Annotated in this window: 9 protein-coding genes; 6 read left to right on the top strand and 3 right to left on the bottom strand. The window is 55.9% G+C overall.

Features of this window, described 5'->3' with window-relative positions:
* The first annotated feature begins 51 nt into the window (after positions 1-51).
* Positions 52-897 (top strand): ion transporter, encoded by an 846-nt coding sequence (locus B9Y90_RS01765; protein ID WP_085540029.1) that lies wholly within the window; start codon positions 52-54, stop codon positions 895-897.
* 30 nt (positions 898-927) lie between these two features.
* Here B9Y90_RS01765 and B9Y90_RS01760 read toward each other — a convergent pair whose 3' ends face one another.
* Positions 928-1,257, bottom strand: coding sequence for an HI1450 family dsDNA-mimic protein (locus B9Y90_RS01760; protein WP_008454257.1), 330 nt, complete (start codon positions 1,255-1,257; stop codon positions 928-930).
* Between the two features lie 37 nt (positions 1,258-1,294).
* Positions 1,295-2,755 carry a cardiolipin synthase gene (gene cls, locus B9Y90_RS01755; RefSeq protein WP_039294147.1) on the bottom strand — a complete coding sequence of 487 codons (1,461 nt, stop codon included), beginning with the start codon at positions 2,753-2,755 and terminating at the stop codon, positions 1,295-1,297.
* A 146-nt stretch (positions 2,756-2,901) separates the two neighbouring features.
* Here cls and B9Y90_RS01750 point away from each other — a divergent pair, with 146 nt between their 5' ends.
* Positions 2,902-3,081, top strand: a complete 180-nt coding sequence (locus tag B9Y90_RS01750; protein WP_008454259.1) for a YciY family protein — start codon at positions 2,902-2,904, stop codon at positions 3,079-3,081.
* A gap of 179 nt (positions 3,082-3,260) precedes the next feature.
* On the top strand, positions 3,261-4,436 hold the full coding sequence (locus B9Y90_RS01745) for a cache domain-containing protein (protein ID WP_085540028.1): 1,176 nt from the start codon (positions 3,261-3,263) through the stop codon (positions 4,434-4,436).
* A gap of 43 nt (positions 4,437-4,479) precedes the next feature.
* On the opposite strand, the gene B9Y90_RS01740 is transcribed toward B9Y90_RS01745, so the two are convergent.
* Positions 4,480-4,776 (bottom strand): YciI family protein, encoded by a 297-nt coding sequence (locus tag B9Y90_RS01740; protein WP_085540027.1) that lies wholly within the window; start codon positions 4,774-4,776, stop codon positions 4,480-4,482.
* Positions 4,777-5,000: 224 nt separating this feature from the next.
* Between B9Y90_RS01740 and tonB the strand changes: the two genes are divergently transcribed.
* The 3 genes from tonB (at position 5,001) to B9Y90_RS26330 (ending at position 22,554) form a co-directional block, all read left to right on the top strand.
* Positions 5,001-5,726: a TonB system transport protein TonB gene (gene tonB / locus B9Y90_RS01735; protein WP_085540124.1), complete on the top strand. Its 726-nt coding sequence runs from the start codon at positions 5,001-5,003 to the stop codon at positions 5,724-5,726.
* Positions 5,727-5,988: 262 nt separating this feature from the next.
* Positions 5,989-7,650, top strand: a complete 1,662-nt coding sequence (locus B9Y90_RS01730) for a ShlB/FhaC/HecB family hemolysin secretion/activation protein (protein ID WP_085540026.1) — start codon at positions 5,989-5,991, stop codon at positions 7,648-7,650.
* A gap of 9 nt (positions 7,651-7,659) precedes the next feature.
* Positions 7,660-22,554, top strand: a complete 14,895-nt coding sequence (locus tag B9Y90_RS26330; RefSeq protein WP_139827328.1) for a hemagglutinin repeat-containing protein — start codon at positions 7,660-7,662, stop codon at positions 22,552-22,554.
* Positions 22,555-22,558: the final 4 nt, after the last annotated feature.

Genomic DNA, 22,558 nt, shown 5'->3' with positions numbered 1-22,558 from the left:
TCTCGCCTGGGGCCAGCACCGCGCTGGCCCTTTCTTTTTGCGAGGATTACCGTGGCAGGGAACATTTCATCACTTCGTGTGTTGCTTTACCGCTTTCTGTTCGATCAAAACACCCGTTCCGGGCGCCGTTTCGAGGCGTTTTGCGGCCTGCTGGCGCTGCTCAGCGTTGCCGTTGTTTTTACCGAGTCCAGCGTCGGGAGCGACCCCCGGCTAACCTACGGCGAATGGCAGCTGTTTATCTGGCTGGAAATCATCTTCACGCTGCTGTTCAGCTGTGAATATCTGCTGCGAGTCTCCACCTGGCCGCAGCCCATCCGCTACGTGTTTAGCTTCTGGGGCATTATTGATCTGGCGACCATGCTGCCACTCTATGTCCTGTGGCTGTGGCCAGAGTTTGCCATTCATTACTATTTTGCCTGGCGAGCAATGCGCGCCATCCGAGTGCTGCGTATCCTCAAACTCCTGCGCTATATGCCCGCGCTTAAAAGCCTGTGGCGCAGCCTGATCAACGCCAGCAATCAGCTGATCCTGTTCTACTCGTTTATTGCCATCGTGATGGTCGCGGCGGGGGCGCTGATGTACGGCATAGAAGGGAAGGCCAACGGTTTTACCAGCCTGGGCGTAGCGGTCTACTGGGCCGTTGTGACGGTGACAACCGTCGGTTATGGCGATATTGTGCCGCACACTGCACTGGGTCGTTTTGTTGCCTCGCTGCTGATTCTGATTGGTTATTCGGTGATAGCCATCCCCACCGGAATTTTAACGGCGCAGATGTCACAGGATTTGCAAAGAAGGCGGTCAGTGAGGGAATGTACACGCTGTCATCAGCAGGATCATGCCAGTAATGCGCATTACTGCAAAACTTGCGGGGAGCATCTTCCGCCCAATGAGAAGTAACCGCGCGGCCTGAAGGCCGCGCAGGAAAGATTACTCACGCCACAGGATGTGGCAAAGCTTGTGGTCTTTCTCACGGCACAGCAGGACGCGAGCAAAGATATCGTTCAGCTCGCCGCCGTCGGTATCCGCCAGCCCGATAACCACTTCTGCGAAGAAGTCAGGGTTCAGGTCGAAATCGACGTGCTCCTGCCAGTCTTCAGCCGGATCAAACAGCTCCGCACCGCCGCGCTCCTCGAACTGCAGATTGAAAAGAATAATGTCGGCAGGATCGAGATTATCGCCCGCCAGCTCGAGAAAAATATCGTAAGCCTGTTCTAAAGTCTCGTCTTCGGTCAGGCGGTTATTCAGATCCATTTCCATCTCTACATCCACTTATCGAGTGCTGATGCGCCACGTTTTACAGCAACGGACTAAAGAAGTAAAACAGTCGCTCGGCCATTCGCTGCCAGAGCGGGCGTTTTAGCCACAAATGCGCGTCCAGCAGCCGTGAGCGAGAGATATAGTCGTCCTGCACGGCGGCCAAATCCCCGGCAAACCCTTCATCATCGATGACCAGCGTAATCTCAAAATTGAGCCACAGGCTGCGCATATCCAGGTTAACCGTACCGACCAGACTTAATTGCCCATCGACCAGCACGCTCTTGGTGTGCAGCAGTCCTCCTTCAAACTGGTAAATCTTCACGCCCGCCGCCAGCAGTTCAGTGAAGAAGGCACGGCTTGCCCAGCCTACCAGCAGAGAATCGTTTTTACGCGGCACGATGATGCTCACGTCCACACCGCGCTGGGCTGCGGTGCAAATGGCATGAAGCAAATCATCGCTCGGCACGAAGTACGGGGTCGTCATGATCAGGTATTCACGCGCGGCATAAACGGAGGTCAGCAGCGCCTGATGAATCAGATCTTCCGGGAAGCCTGGCCCAGAAGCGATAGTATGAATCGTGTGTCCGCTGGCCTCTTCGAACGGCATGATGTTCTCATCCGGCGGTGGCGGAAGGATCCGTTTCCCGGTTTCTATCTCCCAGTCGCAGGAGTAAACAATGCCCATTGCGGTGGCGACCGGGCCTTCCATACGCGCCATCAAATCGACCCACTGGCCCACATTCGCATCCTGCTTGAAGAAACGAGGGTCGACCATATTCATGCTGCCGGTATAGGCAATATAGTTATCGATCATCACCATTTTGCGGTGCTGGCGCAGGTCCATACGACGCAGGAAAACACGCATCAGGTTAACCTTCAGCGCCTCAACCACCTCAATGCCCGCGTTACGCATCATATTGGCCCACGGGCTGCGGAAGAAGGCGACGCTGCCTGCGGAGTCGAGCATCAAGCGGCAATGAATGCCGCGCCGTGCTGCGGCCATCAGGGATTCTGCTACCTGGTCGGCCATGCCGCCGGGTTGCCAGATATAGAACACCATTTCGATGTTATGGCGCGCCAGTTGGATATCGCGGATCAGCGCCTGCATCGTGTCATCTGAACTGGTTAACAGTTGAAGCTGATTACCCTTCACGCCGGCAATCCCCTGGCGGCGCTCGCAAAGCTGGAACAGTGAGCTGGCGACCTCGCTGGTTTCTGAGGCAAAGATATGCTTGCAGTTTTTCAGGTCTTTGAGCCACTTAGCCGTAGAAGGCCACATGGCGCGAGCGCGTTCTGCCCGGCGTTTGCCGAGGTGCAGTTCTCCTACGGAGAGATAGGCAATAATCCCGACCAGCGGCAGAATATAGATGATTAACAGCCACGCCATGGCCGATGGAACAGCCCGGCGTTTCATCAATATACGCAGCGTAACGCCGGCGATAAGCAGCCAGTAGCCGAGAATGACCAGCCAGCTCACCACGGTATAGAAGGTTGTCATGCCTTAAAAATCCTTTTGAAACCGAAGAGTTGAGAGTGTACGCAGAACTTTCATTGCTTAATACTAAAAGTATACGCAAAACGGATGGTTTGCCCGGCAGAAGGTTCTATAATGGCACGTCTTTTTTAGGAAATTGAGTCGTAGACATGAGACGTAGCAGAACGGAAGTTGGGCGTTGGCGTATGCAGCGTCAAACGCAAAAGCGCAGGGCGCGTTGGCTGGAAAGCCAGTCACGGCGCAATATGCGCATTCATGCCATTCGTAAATGTCTGGTTAATCAGCAGCGTAATTCATTGCTGTTTGCCATCCACGATCGCTGGGCATAAAGTTCGGGCACCGCGTGCGGTGCCCATAAAATCCCTGGGAAATAAACCTTCCCTTTACCCTGAAATTTTATTTCCAAATGACGGAAATTTGTTTTTAAAATGATCGTGATCATCATTCAAGCCTAAAACAACGCCATAATCCTCGCGAATTTTCTTATATCGCCAGGATATCAAAATCAGTGATCAGTGATTTAATAAAAAAGGATTTTTCTTACGCCAGGAAAATAAATTTCCTGTTTGTGATTATCATTTCCGTGTTAGTCGTCTTTAGCACTATTATGGCCTGCGTAAGTTATAATCATCTGGGAAGCACACTGAATGAAGAGAATGAGGGTTTTGTCCATAATGTCGCCACTTTCTTTCTGAAGCAACAGCTAAAAACCTTAGAAAATGCACTATGGCAAAATACTGTTTTGCTGGACAACGAATGTGTCGAAGCACTGGTCAAGTCTGAAGATGAAGAGCTGGAGAAAAAACTTACCGCGTCAATATCAATGCTGCCTGCTATTTCAGGGTATATCATTGCCACGCGCGATGGTCGATATAACAGCATTCCCAAATCCTATGTAGACAGTAATTACATTCTTGCAGGCCGCACCTGGTACGAACGTCTTAGCGCAAAGAGCTCTTTTGTTAATTACTCTGAAATTTATGCCAATGCAGTAGATGGCTTACCCGTGGTGACAATAGCCAAACTATTGCATGACGACAAAGGTGAGCGCTATGGCGTATTTGCCATGGATCTGAATCTGATCAATCTGAGCCAGGTGCTGCGCCAGCTGGAGAGCCCGAGTGAAGGGCACTTATCGATTGTTGATCGCAGGGGACGCGCCATATTGGATGCTGACAGCGATGCGATAGGCACGCCGGTTGTCCCGCAGGCGGCAATTCACCGAATGACTAACGGGCTCGGATCATTTCACGATAAAGTGACCGGAAAACATTATTACTATTATTCTTTCTCGAATCCCGACTTTGAGATAACGGACAACAGCGTCATGTTGGATGACGCGGGACGCGAAAATGCCGCTCGCCTTCGTGAGACCGGTTTTTTACTGGCCTGGGATGATATTCACAGCGTGGAGCAACTACAGGACAGACTGGCGCAGGTGGAAACGGACTTTATCAAACTTGATCGTTCCTGTTTCAAGGCGACGTGCAGCGAGGAAACGCTGCGTATTATCCGATGCGCTCAGGAAAGTGAAGTGGACGTTATTGCCGAAGGGGTGGAAACCTTTTCGCAAATGCAGATGCTGTTCAATAACAATGTCAGGCTGGCACAGGGTTATCTCTTCTCACGGCCTCTGAGCCGGGACAACTTCCGACAAAAGCATTTACAGGCGACGGAAAACTAACGGGCTATTGAGCCTGCTCACCGCAGGCTCACAGAACAGTAAATCAGAACACTTTCTTGAAGGGTTTGACTTCAACTTTAGCGTACACGCCTGCGGCGGCATACGGGTCTGCATCCGCCCAGGCTTTCGCCTCTGCCAGAGACGCAAACTCGGCAATGACCGTTGAGCCGGTAAATCCGGCGCTGCCGGGATCGTTACTGTCAACAGCCGGCATCGGGCCTGCGGTCAGCAGCCGACCTTCGTCGCGTAACACTTGAAGACGAGCCAGGTGGGCAGGGCGGACGGACAGGCGCTTTTCCAGTGAATCAGCAATATCTTCGGCATAAATGACGTACAGCACGGGCACTCTTCCTTCTTGGTGTTGGGTTGTAAACCACGTTAAGTGAACCGTGGGCAGACTGCAATTGAAAGATAAACAGGATGTTAAATCCTTGAGAAAATAGCGGGAAACTCGCGCAGGTAGCAGGAAAAAGTGCGCCTTTGGGCAATGCGTTGTTGAATATGATTGTTATTTGCATTTAAAATCGTTGTCTCTTGAAAGACACTGAAACCATTATGACGTCAATGACCCTGGAATTACCTCGCCGCTTTCCGTGGCCGACTCTTCTCTCCGTCGGGATTCATGGTGCCGTTGTGGCCGGGTTGCTCTACACCTCGGTACATCAGGTTATTGAGTCCCCAGCACCTTCGCAGCCGATCAGCGTCACGATGGTTGCGCCTGCTGACCTTGAGCCACCTCAGCCTCAGGTTGTTCAGCCTCCGCCGCAGCCGGTCGCGGAACCTGAACCGGAGCCAGAACCGATACCTGAGCCGCCGAAAGAGGCGCCAGTTGTGATTCATAAGCCGGAACCCAAGCCAAAACCGAAGCCTAAACCGGTGAAAAAGGTCGAGCAGCCGAAGCGTGATGTTAAGCCGGTTGAGCCTCGCCAGGCGTCTCCGTTTGAAAACAATGCGCCTGTGCAGCCTGCGCCAACCCCAGCAGTGAAACCTGCCCCGGCAGCGCCGGCGCCATCGGTGAATACCGGGCCGCGCGTTATCAGCCGCGACAGGCCGCAGTACCCAACGCGTGCTTTTGCACTGCGTATGGACGGCAACGTTCGCGTGAAGTTTGATGTCGATGCCGATGGCCGGGTGAATAATGTCGAGATCCTCTCTGCCCAGCCGGCCAACATGTTCGAACGCGAAGTGAAGCAGGCGATGAAAAAGTGGCGCTATGAGAGCGGTAAGCCAGGGCAGGGCATTACCGTTAACATCAAATTCCGCATTAGCGGTGGCGCAAGTATGGATTAACCATCTCCCGTCTTTAAAAAAGGCCACGTATGAGAATACGCGGCCTTTTTTATTTTTTAGATTAACATTCGTTCAATTAATGGCTTGGTAAACTATGTCGGATAAAACAATGCATTCGCTATTTTGTGCTTTATCCTAAATTGAATAATTACACTTAAAGCAAATTCACTACCAATATTAATAGGACGTTTATTTAAGACTTTTCTTATTTATTGCTGCGCTGGCATACTGAAAAGAAATGACAAAAATAGACTCTTATTTTATGCGCCATTATTACAAAGCCGCCTTCCTGTGCGCGCTTTTTTACTCTGACCTAAGCTATGCCGCGCCGCTAACGCCTGCCGATCGGGACACTATTCAGCAGCAACAGCAGGATTTGTTGTTGCAGAACAGGCAACAGCGAGAGGAGATTCAGCGCAGCCTCCAGCCTCGACTGGCAAGCCCTGTTGTCAATCCTGACCAGGGGCCCTGTTTCACCATTCGTCATATTGAGATTGATAATACGACTCTGCTTTCCGAACAGGCCCGCAACCGCTTAATTACTCCCTATATTAATCAATGCCTCGGCATGGCGAAGATCAATCAGCTGACCCGGGAGATTTCTGATTGGTATATCAGCCGCGGATACATCACCAGCCGTGCATTTTTGACCGAACAAGATCTTTCGGAGGGAACGCTGCATATTGCAGTGCTGGAAGGCAAGCTACAGGCCATTCGTATTGAAGGTGCACCTTCACGCCAGCTAACAATGGCGTTTCCGGGGCTGGAAGGGAAAATACTTAACCTGCGTGATATTGAGCAGGGGATGGAGCAAATAAACCGGTTACGTACCACGCCGGTACAAATTGAAATCTTGCCGGGTGAAAAGGCCGGGGAATCCATTGTTAATCTTACGGCGACGCCGGAATTTCCACTTTCTGCTGCCGCCGGGTTTGATAATAGCGGGCAAAAAAGCACCGGCACCGGGCAACTCACCGCCTCACTGACCGCCAATAATCCGCTGGGACTGGCAGATAAATGGTTTATCAGCGGTGGGCGCAGCAGCGATTTTGCAAGCGACCATGATGCCCAAAGCTTTCAGGCCGGGGTGAACGTGCCCTGGGGTTATAGCCTCGTAGATTACAGCTACAGCTGGAGCGACTACCTCACCACCCTGGATAACAAAGGTTATCTGTGGCGTTCGACGGGCCGCGCCGAAACGCATCGTCTGAACCTCTCCCATGTGCTTTACCGAAACGGGGACTTAAAAACCGCCGCCTCCGTCGGCCTGACTCACCGGATCGGCCGCAACTACCTGAACGACGCGCCGCTGCTGAGCAGCAGCCGGAAGCTCACCAGCCTGCAATTCGGCCTTAACCACACGCAGAAAATCGCGGGCGGTGTGGCCACCCTGAACCCGTCATTCAGCCATGGCGTGCCCTGGTTTGGCGCAGAAAATGACAACGGCAAGCGGGGCGACGTGCCAAAAGCTGAATTCAAAAAATGGAGCCTGAGCGGCAGTTTCCAGCGCCCGCTGACGCAAAAAATCTGGTGGTTAACCAGCGTCTACGGGCAATGGTCACCTGACCGATTATATGGCAGTGAGCGCTTAACGATTGGCGGGGAAAGCTCGGTGCGTGGCTTCAAAGAGCAATACCTTTCCGGCGACAACGGGGGCTATCTGCGCAACGAACTGAACTACGCCCTGTTCAGCCTCCCTTATCTGGGTGAGGTCAGCCTGAACGCTGCCGTGGACGGTGGCTGGCTGCGCAATGACAGCGACGATAAGCAGGCTGCCGGCACGCTGTGGGGCGCTTCCGCCGGCCTCACCGTGGCCGGACGCTACTACTCCAGCCAGTTCACGGTGGGTACGCCAATTCATTATCCGGGCTATCTGGCGCCGGATCACCTCGTGATTTATTACCGCCTGGGCCTGGCGATTTAAGGTAAAAAAATGGATAAGCACCCCGTTGGATTAGCGAAGCGCCTGTTAAGTTACCTCATCATCTGCCTGCTCGCCGGTCAGCCGGTGTTTCCGGCAGTGGCGGCGACCATTAACCCGGTCACGCCGGGTACGCAGATGGATCAGGCCGGAAACGGCGTTCCGGTTGTTAACATTGCAACGCCCAACCAGGCGGGGATCTCCCATAACCAGTTCCAGAACTATAACGTCGGAAAAGAGGGGCTGATTCTGAACAATGCCACCGGGCAGCTGACGCAAACTCAGCTCGGGGGACTTGTTCAGAACAACCCTAACCTTCGGGCCGGACAGGAAGCGACCGGCATCATCAATGAAGTCGTCGGCGGCAATCGCTCACAGCTGCAGGGCTATACCGAAGTGGCGGGCAAGGCGGCCAACGTCATGGTCGCTAACCCCTACGGCATCACCTGTAACGGCTGCGGATTCATCAACACCCCCAATGCCACGCTGACCACCGGCAAACCCCAGTTTGATGCGGCAGGCAACCTGCTGGCGCTGGACGTCAGTAAAGGCACCATCACGGTCGAAGGCCAGGGCCTTGACGCCAGCAAAAGCGATGCGCTGTCGATCATTGCCCGGGCGACGGAAGTCAACGCCGGTATTCACGCCAAAGATCTTAAGGTAACCGTGGGCGCCAACCGCGTTTCATCCACGGGCACAGTCACGCCGATAGCCGGAGAAGGGGCTGCGCCCGTGGTGGCCGTGGATACCGGCGCGCTGGGCGGTATGTATGCCAACCGTATTCACCTTGTGTCCAGCGACAAAGGCGTGGGCGTTAACCTGGGGAACCTGAATGCGCGCCAGGGCGACATCACCCTGGATGCCAACGGCAAGCTGGTGGTGAATAACAGCCTGGCGAGCGGCAATCTCACGGCTCAGGCGGATAACGTAGTGCTGAGCGGCGAGCATAAAAGCGGAGGCGCAACGCAGGTTAATAGCCGTACTGACATCACCGTCGCCAACGGTAACTTAGCCAGCGACCGGGACATATCTTTGAACGGCAGCGGAAAACTGGCGCTGAACAACGGCCTGCTCGCCGCAGGCAATGACATCACTCTCAATGCCGGGGCGGTAAGCACGGATGCCGCCAGCGAAGCCAATGCAGGTGGCACGATTCGGGCCAGCGCGGCGACACGTATGGACAACGCCGGTAAGTTGACGGCAGGGCGTGACGTAGCTGTATCCGCAGACCAGTTAATCAACAGCGGCCAAATTGCGGCCAACGGGAACCTTAACGCCAGGGCAGGCAGCTTTAACAACAGCGGTAACCTGCAGGCGCAGCGCAATATCCAGCTCGATCTTGGCTCGTTCACCCACAACGGCCAGATGCTGGCCGGGGCAGGGCTCATGGCCACGACCGGCGATGCGTGGATAGACGGCATGTTGAGCAGCGGCACCGACCAGGCATGGACCAACCGCAACGCCTTTACTGTGGGCCGAAATGGTCAACTGCTGAGTGGCGGCAATCTTGCGCTTCAGGCTGACAGTTTCAGCAATGCGGGGACGGTTAACGGCAAGCAGGATGTGACGTTAAGCAGCAATCGGTTTAACGGCTTGCAGGGAAGCGCGCTGGCAAGCGGGGGCAACCTTGAGTTGCTGACTCAGCAGCTGCAAAGCGCCGGGCAAATCACCTCGCAAAAAGATCTGATATTCAAGGGCGAGCGATTTGAAACCTTAGCTGGCGGGCAATTGCAATCTGAAGGCAATATGCTGCTGCAGGCGAATAATAGCGTCACGCTGAATGGCACGCACGCCGCAAAAGGGGCGCTCACGGTTAACACCGGGTCGCTGACCCACAGCGGAAGCACCAAAGGTAATACCGTTACGCTTGGAGCTAAACAGCTCGACACTAGCGGAAATATTCAGGCTGACGGCGGGATGTCGCTCACCGCAGACAGCATTGTACAACAGGCCGGTGGCGCTCTGCTGGCACAGAAAAATTTAGAGATTAATGCCCAGAATCTTACCAACCGGGGTTCGCTGGACAGCGATGCTTTGACACTGGCGATCGCGGGGAATATCGACAACCAGGCCAGCGGGAAAATCACCGCCCGCAAGGATCTGAACAGTACCTCCGATAGCTTTAACAACGATGGGCAGGTCGCGGCTTCCACGCTTGATCTGACTGCGCAGACCGCCCTGACCAACACCGGCAGCCTGCTGGCAGAGAAAAACCTGAATGCCACAGCGGCGCAGCTAAAAAACACCGGGCAGTTGGGCGCTGCCTCCCTCGACCTGAAAACAACCTCTTTGGACAACGGCGGGCTGCTTCAGGGCGGCCAGAGCCTGACGTTAACCGCCGCGGAGCTGACTAACCGAAGCGGCGGCAAAATCATCAGCGGCAGCGGCCTGGCGCTCAGCATCCCTCAGCTCACCAATGCAGGACTGATTTCCGTTCAGCAGGGGCTGGCCATTGAGAGCCTGATGCTGACTAACAGCGGCAATATTGAATCGCAGGCCATGACGCTGAATGCGGGCCGGCAGTTAGACAACCAGGCCAGTGGTGCACTGCTGGCGCAAGATACACTCTCGCTCACGGCTGACAATTTCAATAACGCCGGGAGCCTGCAGGGAAAAAACATCGCGATCGGCTCGGGGCAATGGAATAACAGCGGGCTGACCAGCGGAAGCGAGAGCTTAACGGCCAGCGTCAGCGGGGAACTGAAGAACGGCCCGCAAGGGAAAATCATCGTCGGTCAGCCGGACGGTGAGGGTGCCATCTCGGGCGGCCAGTTTGATCTCAACGCCGGCAGCGTGACCAATGCAGGCTGGCTGCAAAGCGGCGGCGGCATGAACGTCACCGTCCAGGCCCTGGTGAACGCGGGGGTGATTTCCGCCAGCCAGGCTGTGACCCTCGAAGGGCTGACGCTCGATAACCGGGGCCGCATTGAGGCGCAGGATCTTCAACTGAAACTGCGTGACAAAGTCAATAACTTTGCCGGTGCCGTGCTGGTGGCAAAACGCAGTCTGCAGCTTTCCTCATCTGAATTAGATAACGCGGGCCAGTTAATTGCGGACAACGCCGTGCTGGACGCACAAAACGTCTCTAACACGGGCTTGCTGCAAGGGGATTCCTCGCTCAACGCCACAAGCGATACGTTCAATAACGCCGAAGGCGGCACCGTATTGGCCGAAAAAGCACTGACGCTTGCCGCTCGCCAGATGACCAATGCGGGAGATATGCAGGCCGACAGCGCAACGCTAAAAGTCAGCCAGATGACCAACAGCGGCAAGCTGCTTGGCTTGTCCATCCTCAACCTGACCGCGACAGATAACCTTGTTAACACCGGTAAAATCCTCGGTAAGGACAAGCTCGCGCTGACCAGTAGCAGCCTCGAAAACCGGGGCTCGCTGGCGGCGGCTGACCTCAGCGTTGAAAGCCAGCGTAGTGTCAACGGCGGCCTGTTGCAGGGGGAAAAATCGCTGCGTCTGGGCGCCTCGGTGCTGAATAACCTCGCGCAGGGGAAAATCATCAGCGGCAGCGGACTGTCGCTGTCTATTCCCGAGCTGAACAACGCCGGGCTGATTTCCGTCGAACAAGGGCTGATGGTCGACGGGGTGAATCTCACCAACAGCGGCAATATTGAAGCCAGCGACGTGAAGCTGGGGCTGACGCAAGAGCTGGATAATCAGGCCGGCGGCGTGCTCCTTGCCGACAACACGCTCTCGGTGACGGCGGCAAAAGGCAGCAACGCCGGGAAACTGATGGCCAACAATACCACCCTGGCGGTTGACGACCTGACCAATAACGGATTGCTCCAGGGTAACCAGGCCATTAGCTCTCTGGGTAAGACGCTGACTAACGGTGGCGCAGGCCAGCTGTTAAGTGACGGAAATATCGACGTTACGGCTGCGCGTCTGGATAACGCCGGTCGGCTGCAGGGCAGAAATATCACTCTTACCGGCGGGCAAAATGGCGGTGAAAACACGGGGCAGATCCTTGGCCGCGAAGCGCTGAATATTTTATTCGGTGGGGCGTTCGACAACGGCGGGCGGCTGATTAGCCAGAATTATCTCGGCCTGAAGACCGGGCCGCTCCGCAATACCGGCATTATCGCCGCTTCTGCCCTGGACATTGATGCCGGGCAAGCCCAGGCAGGCAACAGCGGCCTGATTCAGGCCGACGGAAAACTCAGGTTAACGGCCACGTCGCTGCAAAACGACAAAGGTGCCACGGTGGCAGGCGGGGATGACGTCACCCTGACCCTGCCCGAACTAAACAATGCGGGCACGATTTCTGCCGGCAAACATCTTCAGCTCGACGGGAGAAATTTAGATAACCTCGGGGCCATCGACGCCCAGAACCTGGATTTGAACCTGAGCGGGAAGTTAAACAATCTGGCGGGGGCCTCACTGCTGGCGGGCAACCAGATGGCAATGACTACTGGCGGCTGGACTAACGCCGGGCAGATTATCGGTGACAACGTCACGATATCTACGCTGCAAGGGCAAAATGATGGCCTGCTACAGGGCGACAGTTGCCTGAAGCTCAACGCCACGCAGTTTGGCAACGGCGCGGCAGGCAAAGTGCTGACCGGGGGCTGGCTTGATCTTCGCGGCAACCAGTGGAACAACACCGGACTGCTGCAGGGACAAACCCTGACGCTGCAGTGCGGCGATCTGCACAATACCGGCTCGCTGTCCGGTAAAGACAGGCTGTCGATTAACACCGATAAATCGGTCACTAACGACGGGCAGATGCTGAGTCAGGGCGAGCTGCAGCTTGCCACCGGCCAGCTTGATAATAATAGCGTACTGGCCGCAACAAAGGTCGGTGTTCAGGCCGACACGCTTAATAACCGGGGAACGCTGCAGAGCAACAGCGGGTTGGATCTCCATACTGCCGCCGTGACAAACAGCGGCACGCTGCTGGCGAAGCAGGCGCTGAATATTATCGGCGCAAACCTCGACAACAGTGGCATGGTTCAGGGTGATGCGCTCACCCTTGCCTTGCAAAACGGACTCACCAATCAGGCGACAGGGAAACTGCTGGCAACCGGCACGCTTGATTTCAGCGGGGAGTCGCTGAGCAATAGCGGCGCGGTGGCAGCGGATAACGCGCGCCTGGCGGTCAACATTTTTAATAATAGCGGGCTGGTGCAGGGCAATAATGGCCTGTCGCTCTCCGGTGCAGGGGCCAGTCGCCCTCAGATGATGCTGTTCAGAAGTTTTGCCGCTGCTCCGCTTCCGGCCGTTCGTGTTCTGAATAACCTGAGCGGCGGGAAGCTGTTAAGCGGCGGCCAGCTCGACATTGCCGCTAACGACGTAAACAACACCGGCACCGTTCAGACCCGGGACAATCTGACCTTCACCGCAGGCAGCCTGAGCAACCAGGGCACGCTTTCTGCGGGCAATCTAGCGCTGAATATCGTCGGGCAGTTAAATAACCAAAACGGCGGCAAATTACTGGCAGCAGACACGCTCCACAGCCAGAGCGAAACCCTGGCGAACAGCGGCGTGATTGCCGCGGACAAGCTCGAGCTCAGCAGCAACCGCATTGATAACCAGGGCGTACTCAAGGGCGACAAGACGCTGGCGCTGAATACCCCGCAGTTCAACAACCTTGCCGACGGGCAGATCGTTAGCGGTAGTTCGCTTAGCCTGACTATCCCGCAGATGGTCAACCTGGGTTTGATCTCCGTCAAAGAGGCGCTCACGCTTTCCGGCGCGAGCCTGGATAACCAGGGCATGCTCCAGGGCGGCAGCCTGGCGCTGAACTTTACCGACAGCATCCTCAACCGCAACGCGGCCAAACTTCTGGCAGAGAGAGGCCTGACTCTGCAAACCGCCAGCCTTGACAATCAGGGCACGCTGGCAGGTGACGCCGTTCAGATAACGACGAATACCCTCAACAACGCGGGCCTGTTGCAGGGTAATACGGCGATGACCCTGGCCTCAGGCACGCCCTCCACGCTGACGATCACGAACCAGAACGACGGGAGAATACAGACCGGCGGGGCGCTGGCGCTTAACCTGTCGACGCTTGCCAATCAGGGAACCCTGCTGGCGCAGCAGGGAATGACGGTCAATGCCGATACCGTGGATAACCAGGGCACGCTGCAGGGGCAAGACCTGACGGTTAACGCTGCCACGGTGAACAACCTGTCCGGCGGCAGAATGCTCACGGGCGGACAACTGGCGCTGAACGGCCAAAAGATTAGCAATGCCGGGGTTATGCAGGGGCAGACCCTGGGCGTGAAGGCGACGAACTGGGACAACAGCGGCAGTGCGCTCGGCCTCAGCGGGCTGACGGCTCAGGTTGATAACCAACTGACCAACGGCGGGCGTTTACTCAGCCAGGGCGTGAGCCAGATAAGCGCCGGAACGTTCAACAACACCGGCGCATTGTTAAGCGAGGGAGACTTAACGCTTAGCGGCAGCGCGCTGCTGAACCGCGGTAATATTCAGGGTAGCAACCTCACGGCCAGCAACACGGCGATAGACAACGCGGGATCGGTGATTGGCCTGAAATCGCTGACCCTGCAGCCTCAGCAGGACATCAACAACCGGCTGGGCGGTGCCATGCAAACCCAGGGCGCAATGCTGGTGGCCGGGCAGAACGTCATCAACGGCGGCCTGTGGCAGGCGCAGTACCTGAAGCTGAATGCTCAGCAACTGCAAAATAGCGGCACGCTGCAAAGTACCGGCAACCTCGATCTGGCGCTGACGTCTGGCCTGACGAATACCGGTGCCATCACGGCTAATAACACGGCCATCGTCATGGCTCCGGGGATAACAAACCAGGGGCAGATCCAGGCTAAAAATCTCGCGCTCAGCGGCAGCTCGCTCAATAACGGCGGCAATATCAGCGGCGTTGAAGGTCTGGGCATCTCGCTGGGCGGTAACCTGGACGTACAAAGTGGCGCCAGGCTGCTGACCAATGGCCTGCTGACCGTCGGGGCTAATATCATCACCAACCTGGGCCACGTTCAGGGCAACGCGGTCACGCTCAACGCCGCCGCACTGAACAACCAGGGGCGTGTAGAAGCGAATTCTGCCCTCACCGGCACACTGAGCGGCAGCCTGGATAACGGGCCAAACGCGGTCCTGCTAAGCCAGGGCAGCCTGGATCTTGGGGCGCAGCAGCTAAGCAACACCGGTACCGTTCAGGGGAACGGCAATACCCGCATCGACCTGCGTGAGCGCGGCAACAACCAGGGCCAGCTCCTGAGCGGGGGCACGCTCACGCTTAATGCGCCAGGGTTTACCAACGGTGGCTGGGTTCAGGGCTCTGGGCTTTGGCTAAACGCGGGCTCGCTGAGCAACAGCGGGACGGTGCTGGCGCAGCAGCAGGGGACGATCGGCGGCAGTTATATCCTGAATAACGGCATGCTGCAGGGGGGCAATTTAACCGTTAATCCAGGACAACTGGATAACAACGGCACCGTGTATGCCACGCAGAACCTGGGCATCACGGCCAGCCAGGTTAACAGCTCTGCCGGGGCGCGGCTGCTGAGCCAGGGCAATATGGGGATCAACGCCGTGAATAGCAGCCTGCAGGGGCAGGTGGCGGCGCTGGGCAACCTGTCGCTTAACAGCCAGGGCAGCTACAACCAGCTGACCACGCTGGCGGCGGGCAATGCGCTGGCGGTCAGTAGCCAGGGCGATATTAACGTCAATGGCCTGATGCAGGGCCAGGGCGTGCAGCTCTCTGCCGCAGGCACGTTGAATAATAACGGGCAGGTGCGTGCGGGCTACGGCGAAAGTCACCTCAATGCCGGGCAGCTTAATCTGAATGGCGCAGGCAGCGTACAGGCAGGCGGGACGCTGCGCCTGACCAGCCAGAACGGCATCAACAACGCGGGCTTCGTCGGTACCGCCGGTGATTTAATTGCCAGCGCGGGCGGGACGCTGCTCAACAGCGCGCTGCTGTATGCGGGCAATAATATGAGCCTGTTTGCCAACAGCATTCGCAACTACCGCGGCGATATTCTGGCTGGCAACAGCCTGTGGATGCAGCGTGATGCGGCGGGTAACGCCAACGCGGAAGTGGTGAATACCTCAGGAAATATTGAGACGCAGAATGGCGATATTTCTATTCGCACCGGGCATTTATTGAATGAGCGGGATGGGTTTAATATTCGGCAATGGACTGAAAACAATAATCAGGCCGTTGGCGATATAAGTCTTAATGTTGCTCTTAAGGACTTGAACCCTAATTCTTATACAATAAAAAAATGGACAGAAACTGTTATACAGAATTGTACTTGTAACACTACTGATACAACCTATTACGCCAAGTATGTTCCTACTGCTGAGTATATGACAAGGAGTATAGCCGGAGGTGTGACTCACCTTGATGTCACAGCGAGCGCAGGGGCTGCAAGAATAGCATCTGGCAGTAATCTATTTTTAACTACAGGGACGCTTGATAATCAGGCAAGTAATATTTTGGCCGCCGGGAATGTGGTGGCAAGTGGCATCTCATTAAGTAATATGAGCTATCAAACTGGCACATCGACTGATTATTATGTTTATCAATACCAATATACTGATGTTGGGGGGACATGGCGTTCTAAAAACCCTCAGGCCAAAGTTGATCTTAAACCAATAAAAGCAAATTTTATTTATAATCTTACCGGGCATACTACACAGCAAGTACAGGGTGAGCTATATCGCGCTGTGATCCAGGCCGGTGGCGCAGTCGTCGCCAACTTTAGCAACAACATCAGCAATACGGCTGTCTCAGCGAATACGCCAGGGTATACCCCAGGGCGAAGCGCGCCGGGGCTTAATTTAGCCGGTGGTCCAGGTGTTACTGGCGGCGCGCAGGCCACCGATCTAAAAACGGGCACCAATAATACTGTGGCCGCACCGCAAGCAACGATTAATTTGCCTGGCAGCGGGATTGGCAGTATCGAAAACCCAACCGGAAACGGTGGATTAGCCGCCGTGGATAACCGGCCACAGAATGGCGCGGACTATGGTCAGGCCGGCGGTAAGATTGCCGATATAAATCTCAGTCAGCAGGGCGGGTCCGGTATCGATTTAGCGGGCAACACGACGGGCCTGGCGGATTCGAAGGCGAATGGTGGCAATCTCACGCCTGTCAACGGTGACGCCGTCGAGCTGACCAGACAGTCCTCGGGGGAACCGTCTCGTCAAAAAAATGATGAGATTGCCGCCGCTGCCGCTCAGGTGATAGCGCAATCCAGCGGAGGTAAAACGCCACCGCCGCCGGGATATGATTATCGGCCTATTGAGCTGACGGATATTTCGGCGATTACCTCGAAGCTGACGGCCAGCGGGTCGCCAATTAAGCTCAGCGATTATCCGCTGCCTGCCGGCAATAACGGCTATTTTGTGGTCAATAAAGATCCGAAAAGCCCGTACCTGATCGTCACCAACCCCAAGCTGGATGGCCTTGGAAAGCTCGACAACAGCCTGTTCAACGATATTTACAAGCTTGCCGGGATGGCCGGGCCAAACGCGCCGCAGGAAATGCGCGCCGCTTATACCGATGCCAATAAATTCCTCGGCTCGGATTATTTCCTCGCTCGCCTGAATCTGCGCCCGGACTATGACTATCGCTTCCTGGGGGACGCGGCTTTTGATACCCGCTATGTCAGCAATCAGATCCTGAACCAGACCGGGAACCGCTACGTGAACGGCGTCGGCTCCGATCTGGAGCAGATGCAGTACCTGATTGACCATGCCGCTCAGGCTCGTGACAAACTGGGCTTAAAACTGGGCGTCAGCCTTTCCGCGGACCAGGTCGCGGCGCTGGATTCCAGCATCCTGTGGTGGGAAAACGCGGTGATCGACGGGCAAAATGTCCTGGTCCCTAAACTGTATATCTCTCCGAAGGACGTTGCGGTGAATAACGGCAGCGTGATCGCCGGGAACCAGACGATCCTCAATGCCGGGAATATTACCAATGACGGCAGTACGCTGCAGGGAAAAACGCTGCTGAGCGCCAGCAGCCAGAACGCCATCAGCAATATTAACGGCGGGGCAATTAACTCGGGCGGCAGCCTGCAGCTCAGCGCGCTGGGGGATATCAACAATATTGGCTCCACCATCGCCGGGCAGAAGGTCAGCCTTGAGAGCGTAGGCGGCAGCATTATTAACCAGACGCTAACCAGTCAATGGAATGCATCCGGGAAAACCAGCGGCTGGTATGGGGTGGATGTGTCCTTCACGAAAACTGACGTTGGTCCACTTGCCTCAATCAACGCCACTGACAGCCTGAGCCTCAGCGCGGGTAAAGATATCCTCAATACCGGCGCGAACCTCAGTGCAGGTGGCGACATGCTGCTGAAGGCGCTGGATAACATTTCCCTTACGGGCAACCAGCTTGTGGAACGTGACCAGCATGGCCGCAACATCAATGAGACGGTTACCCATCAGGGAAGTAGCGTCAACAGCGGGGGGAACCTGAACCTGCAGGCCGGGCGCGATCTGACCGTTACCAGCAGCAACCTCAATGCCGGCGGCAGCGCCGCGCTCTGGGCAGGGAACGACCTGACGCTGGACGTGGCGAAGAACAGCCGCCATAGCCAGACCAGCAGCATAGACATCCTCGATACCAGCAACACCCGCACGGCCATTAGCGCCGGGAAGGATCTCTCCCTGGCTGCCGGACGAGACCTGAACAGCATGGGTGCGGCGCTGGCAGCACAAGAGAACGTAGGGTTGCAGGCCGGGCGGGACGTTAACTTAGAGGCGGCGGAATCTACCCACAGCGATAAGTACACCGCGAAGAAAAAAGTTGATATCAACGAATCTGTGCGCCAACAAGGCACGGAGATCGCCAGCGGTGGGAACACCACAATTATTGCCGGGCGCGATGTTAACACCCAGGCCGCGCAGGTGACGGCTCACGGGGATATCGGGGTAGGTGCAGGGCGGGACATCAACCTCGCTACGGCCACCGACAGCGACTATCACTACGACGAAGAAACCAAAACCAAAAAAGGGTTCCTGAGCAAGAAAACGACCCACACCATCAACGAAACCAGCTCGACCCGCGAAGCCGGAACGCTGCTGAGCGGTGATAACGTGACGCTGAAAGCGGGCAACGATCTGCTGGTGAAAGGTTCCGCGGTTACCGCTGATGGCGACATTGCGCTGAAGGCCGGGAACAATGTCACGGTTGAAGCCGCCGAAGATCAAAGCTCAAGCTACAGCATGAAGAGCGTGAAGAAGAGCGGCGTCTTTGGCGGCGGCGGTCTGGGGATCACCATTGGCTCGCAATCCGCAAAAACTGAGCGTAATGGCGCAGAAGTGAAGCAAAGCGATGCGCGGAGCGTGATCGGCACCACCGGCGGGAACGTGGTTATCGATGCGGGCAAGCAGGTCACCTTGAGCGCGGTCGACATGGTTGCAGGGCGTTCCGCCGACGATACGGCAAGAAAAACGGGCCATATTGATATTACCGGCAGCGACATTGCCATCATTCCTGGCAAAGATACCGTTCAGGAAACGGTGAAGCAGTCTCAAAAAAGCCAGGGGATCGGGATTTCCTTATCTAACCCGATTGTCGACTCGGTGCTGAATCTTCGCGATATCGTCAAAGCCCGTGGGGACGGGATCTCTCAGTTTAAAGCGCTGGCCGCGGAAGGGGCTGCATCCGTAGCTGATTTCTCACTCGGGACATCGCTGCCAATCAGCTATGGCCGCTCGTCGTCTCACAGTGAATCGCAGTTCAATGCGGAATACCTCGCCGGCAGCCATCTGCAGGCGGCAGGCAACGTTCAGCTAAATGCAAAAGGAAACGCAGGCCAGGGCGATATTCTGATTAACGGCAGCCGGGTGGGGGCTGGTGAGGCGATCATTGCCGAGGCGAAGCACGACATCACCGTCAACGCGTCGACAGATCGTGAACGGTTCAGCCAGCAGTCTGACAGTAAAAGCTGGGGCGTCACCAGCGCGATGCCAACGATTGGCTCTGCGATACGCACGGTAAATGGCGGCGCCAGCCACGGCAGCAACGTGTTGCCGTTCGGCATGGAACGCTCATCGGCGAACGGCGACCGGGAAACGCAGGCTCAGACGGGATCTCAGCTTAGCGGCCGGGAAATTTATCTGAACAGCCATGAAGGACGCATAGATATTTCCGGCAGTTCTCTGGCGGCAATCAACGATCTGCTATTGTCCGCGGACAAAGGCGACATCAGCGTCACGGCCGGAAACCACACGGTGCGCGATGAGCAGCACGGCAGTCAGACGAAAGTAGGCAACCTTGGCGGCGATGGCTACAGCGGCACCGTGGGCTGGAGCAAAGGCAGTCAGTCGTCTCTGCTGGAGAGCCAACAACAAAGTACGTTGCGCAGCCAGCTTGCTAGCCAAAACGGCAATGTAGCTCTGCAGGCCGGACAGGACATCGCGCTAAGCGGGGCGGATATCAGCGCCGGGAAAACGCTTCTGCTGAACGGCGAAAACGTTCGGATTGACGTCAGTAAAGACGATCGTCATACGCAAAGTGAATCCTCTTCCACGCAATACGGTGTTAAAGGATCAACCTCAGGCGTTATCGTCAGCGCCGTGCAGGCCGCAGAAAAATCGGCCCGTTCAGTTCAGGATGGGAAAGATCCGCGCCTGACGGCTATTTATGCGGCTCAGGCGGGGCTGAATATGGCCAGCCAGACCATCCAGAATGACATGAATGCTCCTCTCGTTAAGGTGAATGTAAGCGTTACGGCAGGAAGCTCGCAGCAGCAGCAGGAGGCAACCAGTCAGCATCAGCAGGGCAGCACGCTTCATGCCGGGGAGTCCGTCATCCTTAAAGCGCGCCAGGATATCGAAGGTGCAGGCGTTGATATTCGGGGGAAAACCGTTGTGCTGGATGCCGGGCGTGACATTACGCTCACGGCTGCACAAAACACTCAGTCGCAAAACAGCAGCAGCAGCGGTAGCCAGTTTAATGCAGGCGTGGGCTTCACATTAGGTAAGAGCCAGGACGGCATCACGATTGAAGCTGGCTATAGCGCCAACAACAGTCATGCCAACGGCAATAGCCTGAGCAATAAGAACAGCACCGTGCACGCCGACGAGCTTCTGAGCGTCAACAGCGGGCGCGATACTGCTTTAACTGGCGCGGTATTGAGCGGGGATAAAGTTATCGCCAATATTGGGCGCGACCTGACCATTGCCAGCGTGCAGGACACCGCGAAGTATGACAGCCGCTCCACATCGTCCGGAGCCAACGTCAGCGTCTGCGTGCCGCCAATCTGCGTGGGCAATACGGTACAGGGTAGCGCCAGCTTTAGCGCGGAGAAGCTGCGTAACAATTACCAGTCTGTGTTGGAGCAAAGCGGCATTCATGCCGGGCAGAGTGGGTTTGACATTACCGTAGGCAATCACACTCAGCTGGACGGGGCGGTGATTGCCTCAGACGCAACGGCAGATAAAAACCGCTTGGATACGGGCACGCTGGGTTGGAGCGAGCTGCGTAATAAATCCGACTGGAGCGGCAACTCCGTTAACGTCTCCGTGTCGGGTGGCGCGACTCAGGATCTCAACACTGGCCAGTGGTCTCCTGTTTCACAGGGGATGCCAACGACAGGCTATGGACAGAGTAAGGGCAAAGAACAGGGCACGACCAGCAGCGCAATTGCGGATGGCAGCATTGTTATTCGCGATCCTGCAGGCCAGAAGCAGGATGTCACCGACCTCAGCCGCGACACGGCCAATGCTAACCACAGCGTGAAAGACGGATTTGATGCCGATAAGGTAAGAGATCGTCTCGAGATCCAAAGAGAAACTATCGCGCTGGGCACTCAGGCTGCGGATGTCTATAAATCGGCGATGATGAAAGAGGCCGACGAGAAAAACGCTGCGCTAAAAGAGGAGTTACGTAAACAACACCCGCTGGCGACGGACACAGCGCTGGATGGCGTAGTGAAAAGTGACCCTCGCTATATTGACGCTGATAAAGAATATGGCCCTGGCAGCGACTTCTGGCGAGCAACCAGCGCCGTGACTGGCGTAATGGCGGGCGTGCTGGGGGGCAATATTCAGGGCGGTATGGCTGCCGGTGCGGCGCCTTACATGGCGAAGCTGGTGAAGGATGTTAGTCAGGGTAATGAAGCCGCTCGTATTGCGCTGCATGGTATTGTATCGGCCGGGCTCGCCAGTGCTCAGGGCGGTAACCCGCTAGCCGCAGCTGCCGGAGGTATGAGTTCGGCAGTGATGGGCGACGGCCTGGCAATGGCGTTTTACGGCAAAAAAGCCGAAGAGCTTGAGGGCAAAGAGAGGGACTTCATCAGCAACCTTGCTACCGCTATAGGCGCAGTGGCAGGCGGTAGCGTGGGTGGCGATACGTTCTCAGCCGCCAGCGGTGCAAATGCTGCCCGGGTTGAGGTTGAGAATAACTCACTGAATAGTACTATGTGTGCAGAAAGCCCTTGGGCCTGTAGGGGTAATCCGCTAATAGAAGGTGGGCGTGGACCGGGGGGCGGTGGAATAGCAGCAGGCGCCGGTGCTGGTGTTGCCATAGGTGAGACGTTGAATGGTGATGACAAAGGGCAGCCTAATATTGGTAAAGACGTTGCGAATGCGACGGATAAAGAAAAAGCCGATATTGGTGGGACTGGGTCAGGAACACCGGGCGGCTGGGGGCCTCAGGATGAGGAGAATGCACGGAACGGGCAAAAAGAAACCGTTGACGATTTAATATCTTCATCATCAAAGGGACAAGAAACAACGGGACGATCAAAACTCTTTGAAAGGACTGGCGGTAATAATGCTGCTAACAAAGAATTTGATTCATTAGCTCCTACAGAGATTAAAGAAATTCCTGGTGGCCGAGTGGGTAAACTTCCTGATGGTCGAACTGTTATTGTTCGTGAGCGCAGTACTGATGGAAGACCAACATTAGAAATCCAGTCAGGCAAAAACAGGATCAAATTTAGATATGACGAGTGACTTA

It is taken from the genome of Cedecea sp. NFIX57, from assembly GCF_900177785.1.
GTDB classification, from domain to species: domain Bacteria; phylum Pseudomonadota; class Gammaproteobacteria; order Enterobacterales; family Enterobacteriaceae; genus Cedecea; species Cedecea neteri_C.
The sequence above is the reverse complement of the archived record's forward strand: the minus strand, read 5'-3'. Positions and strand labels throughout refer to the sequence as shown.

What these genes read in the sequence shown, in the direction of transcription:
- tonB (WP_085540124.1), top strand. Translation starts at nt 5,001, where the DNA reads ATGACCCTGGAATTACCTCGCCGCTTTCCGTGGCCGACTCTTCTCTCC.
- B9Y90_RS01730 (WP_085540026.1), top strand. Translation starts at nt 5,989, where the DNA reads ATGCGCCATTATTACAAAGCCGCCTTCCTGTGCGCGCTTTTTTACTCT.
- B9Y90_RS01750 (WP_008454259.1), top strand. Translation starts at nt 2,902, where the DNA reads ATGAGACGTAGCAGAACGGAAGTTGGGCGTTGGCGTATGCAGCGTCAA.
- cls (WP_039294147.1), bottom strand. Translation starts at nt 2,755, where the DNA reads ATGACAACCTTCTATACCGTGGTGAGCTGGCTGGTCATTCTCGGCTAC.
- B9Y90_RS26330 (WP_139827328.1), top strand. Translation starts at nt 7,660, where the DNA reads ATGGATAAGCACCCCGTTGGATTAGCGAAGCGCCTGTTAAGTTACCTC.
- B9Y90_RS01760 (WP_008454257.1), bottom strand. Translation starts at nt 1,257, where the DNA reads ATGGAAATGGATCTGAATAACCGCCTGACCGAAGACGAGACTTTAGAA.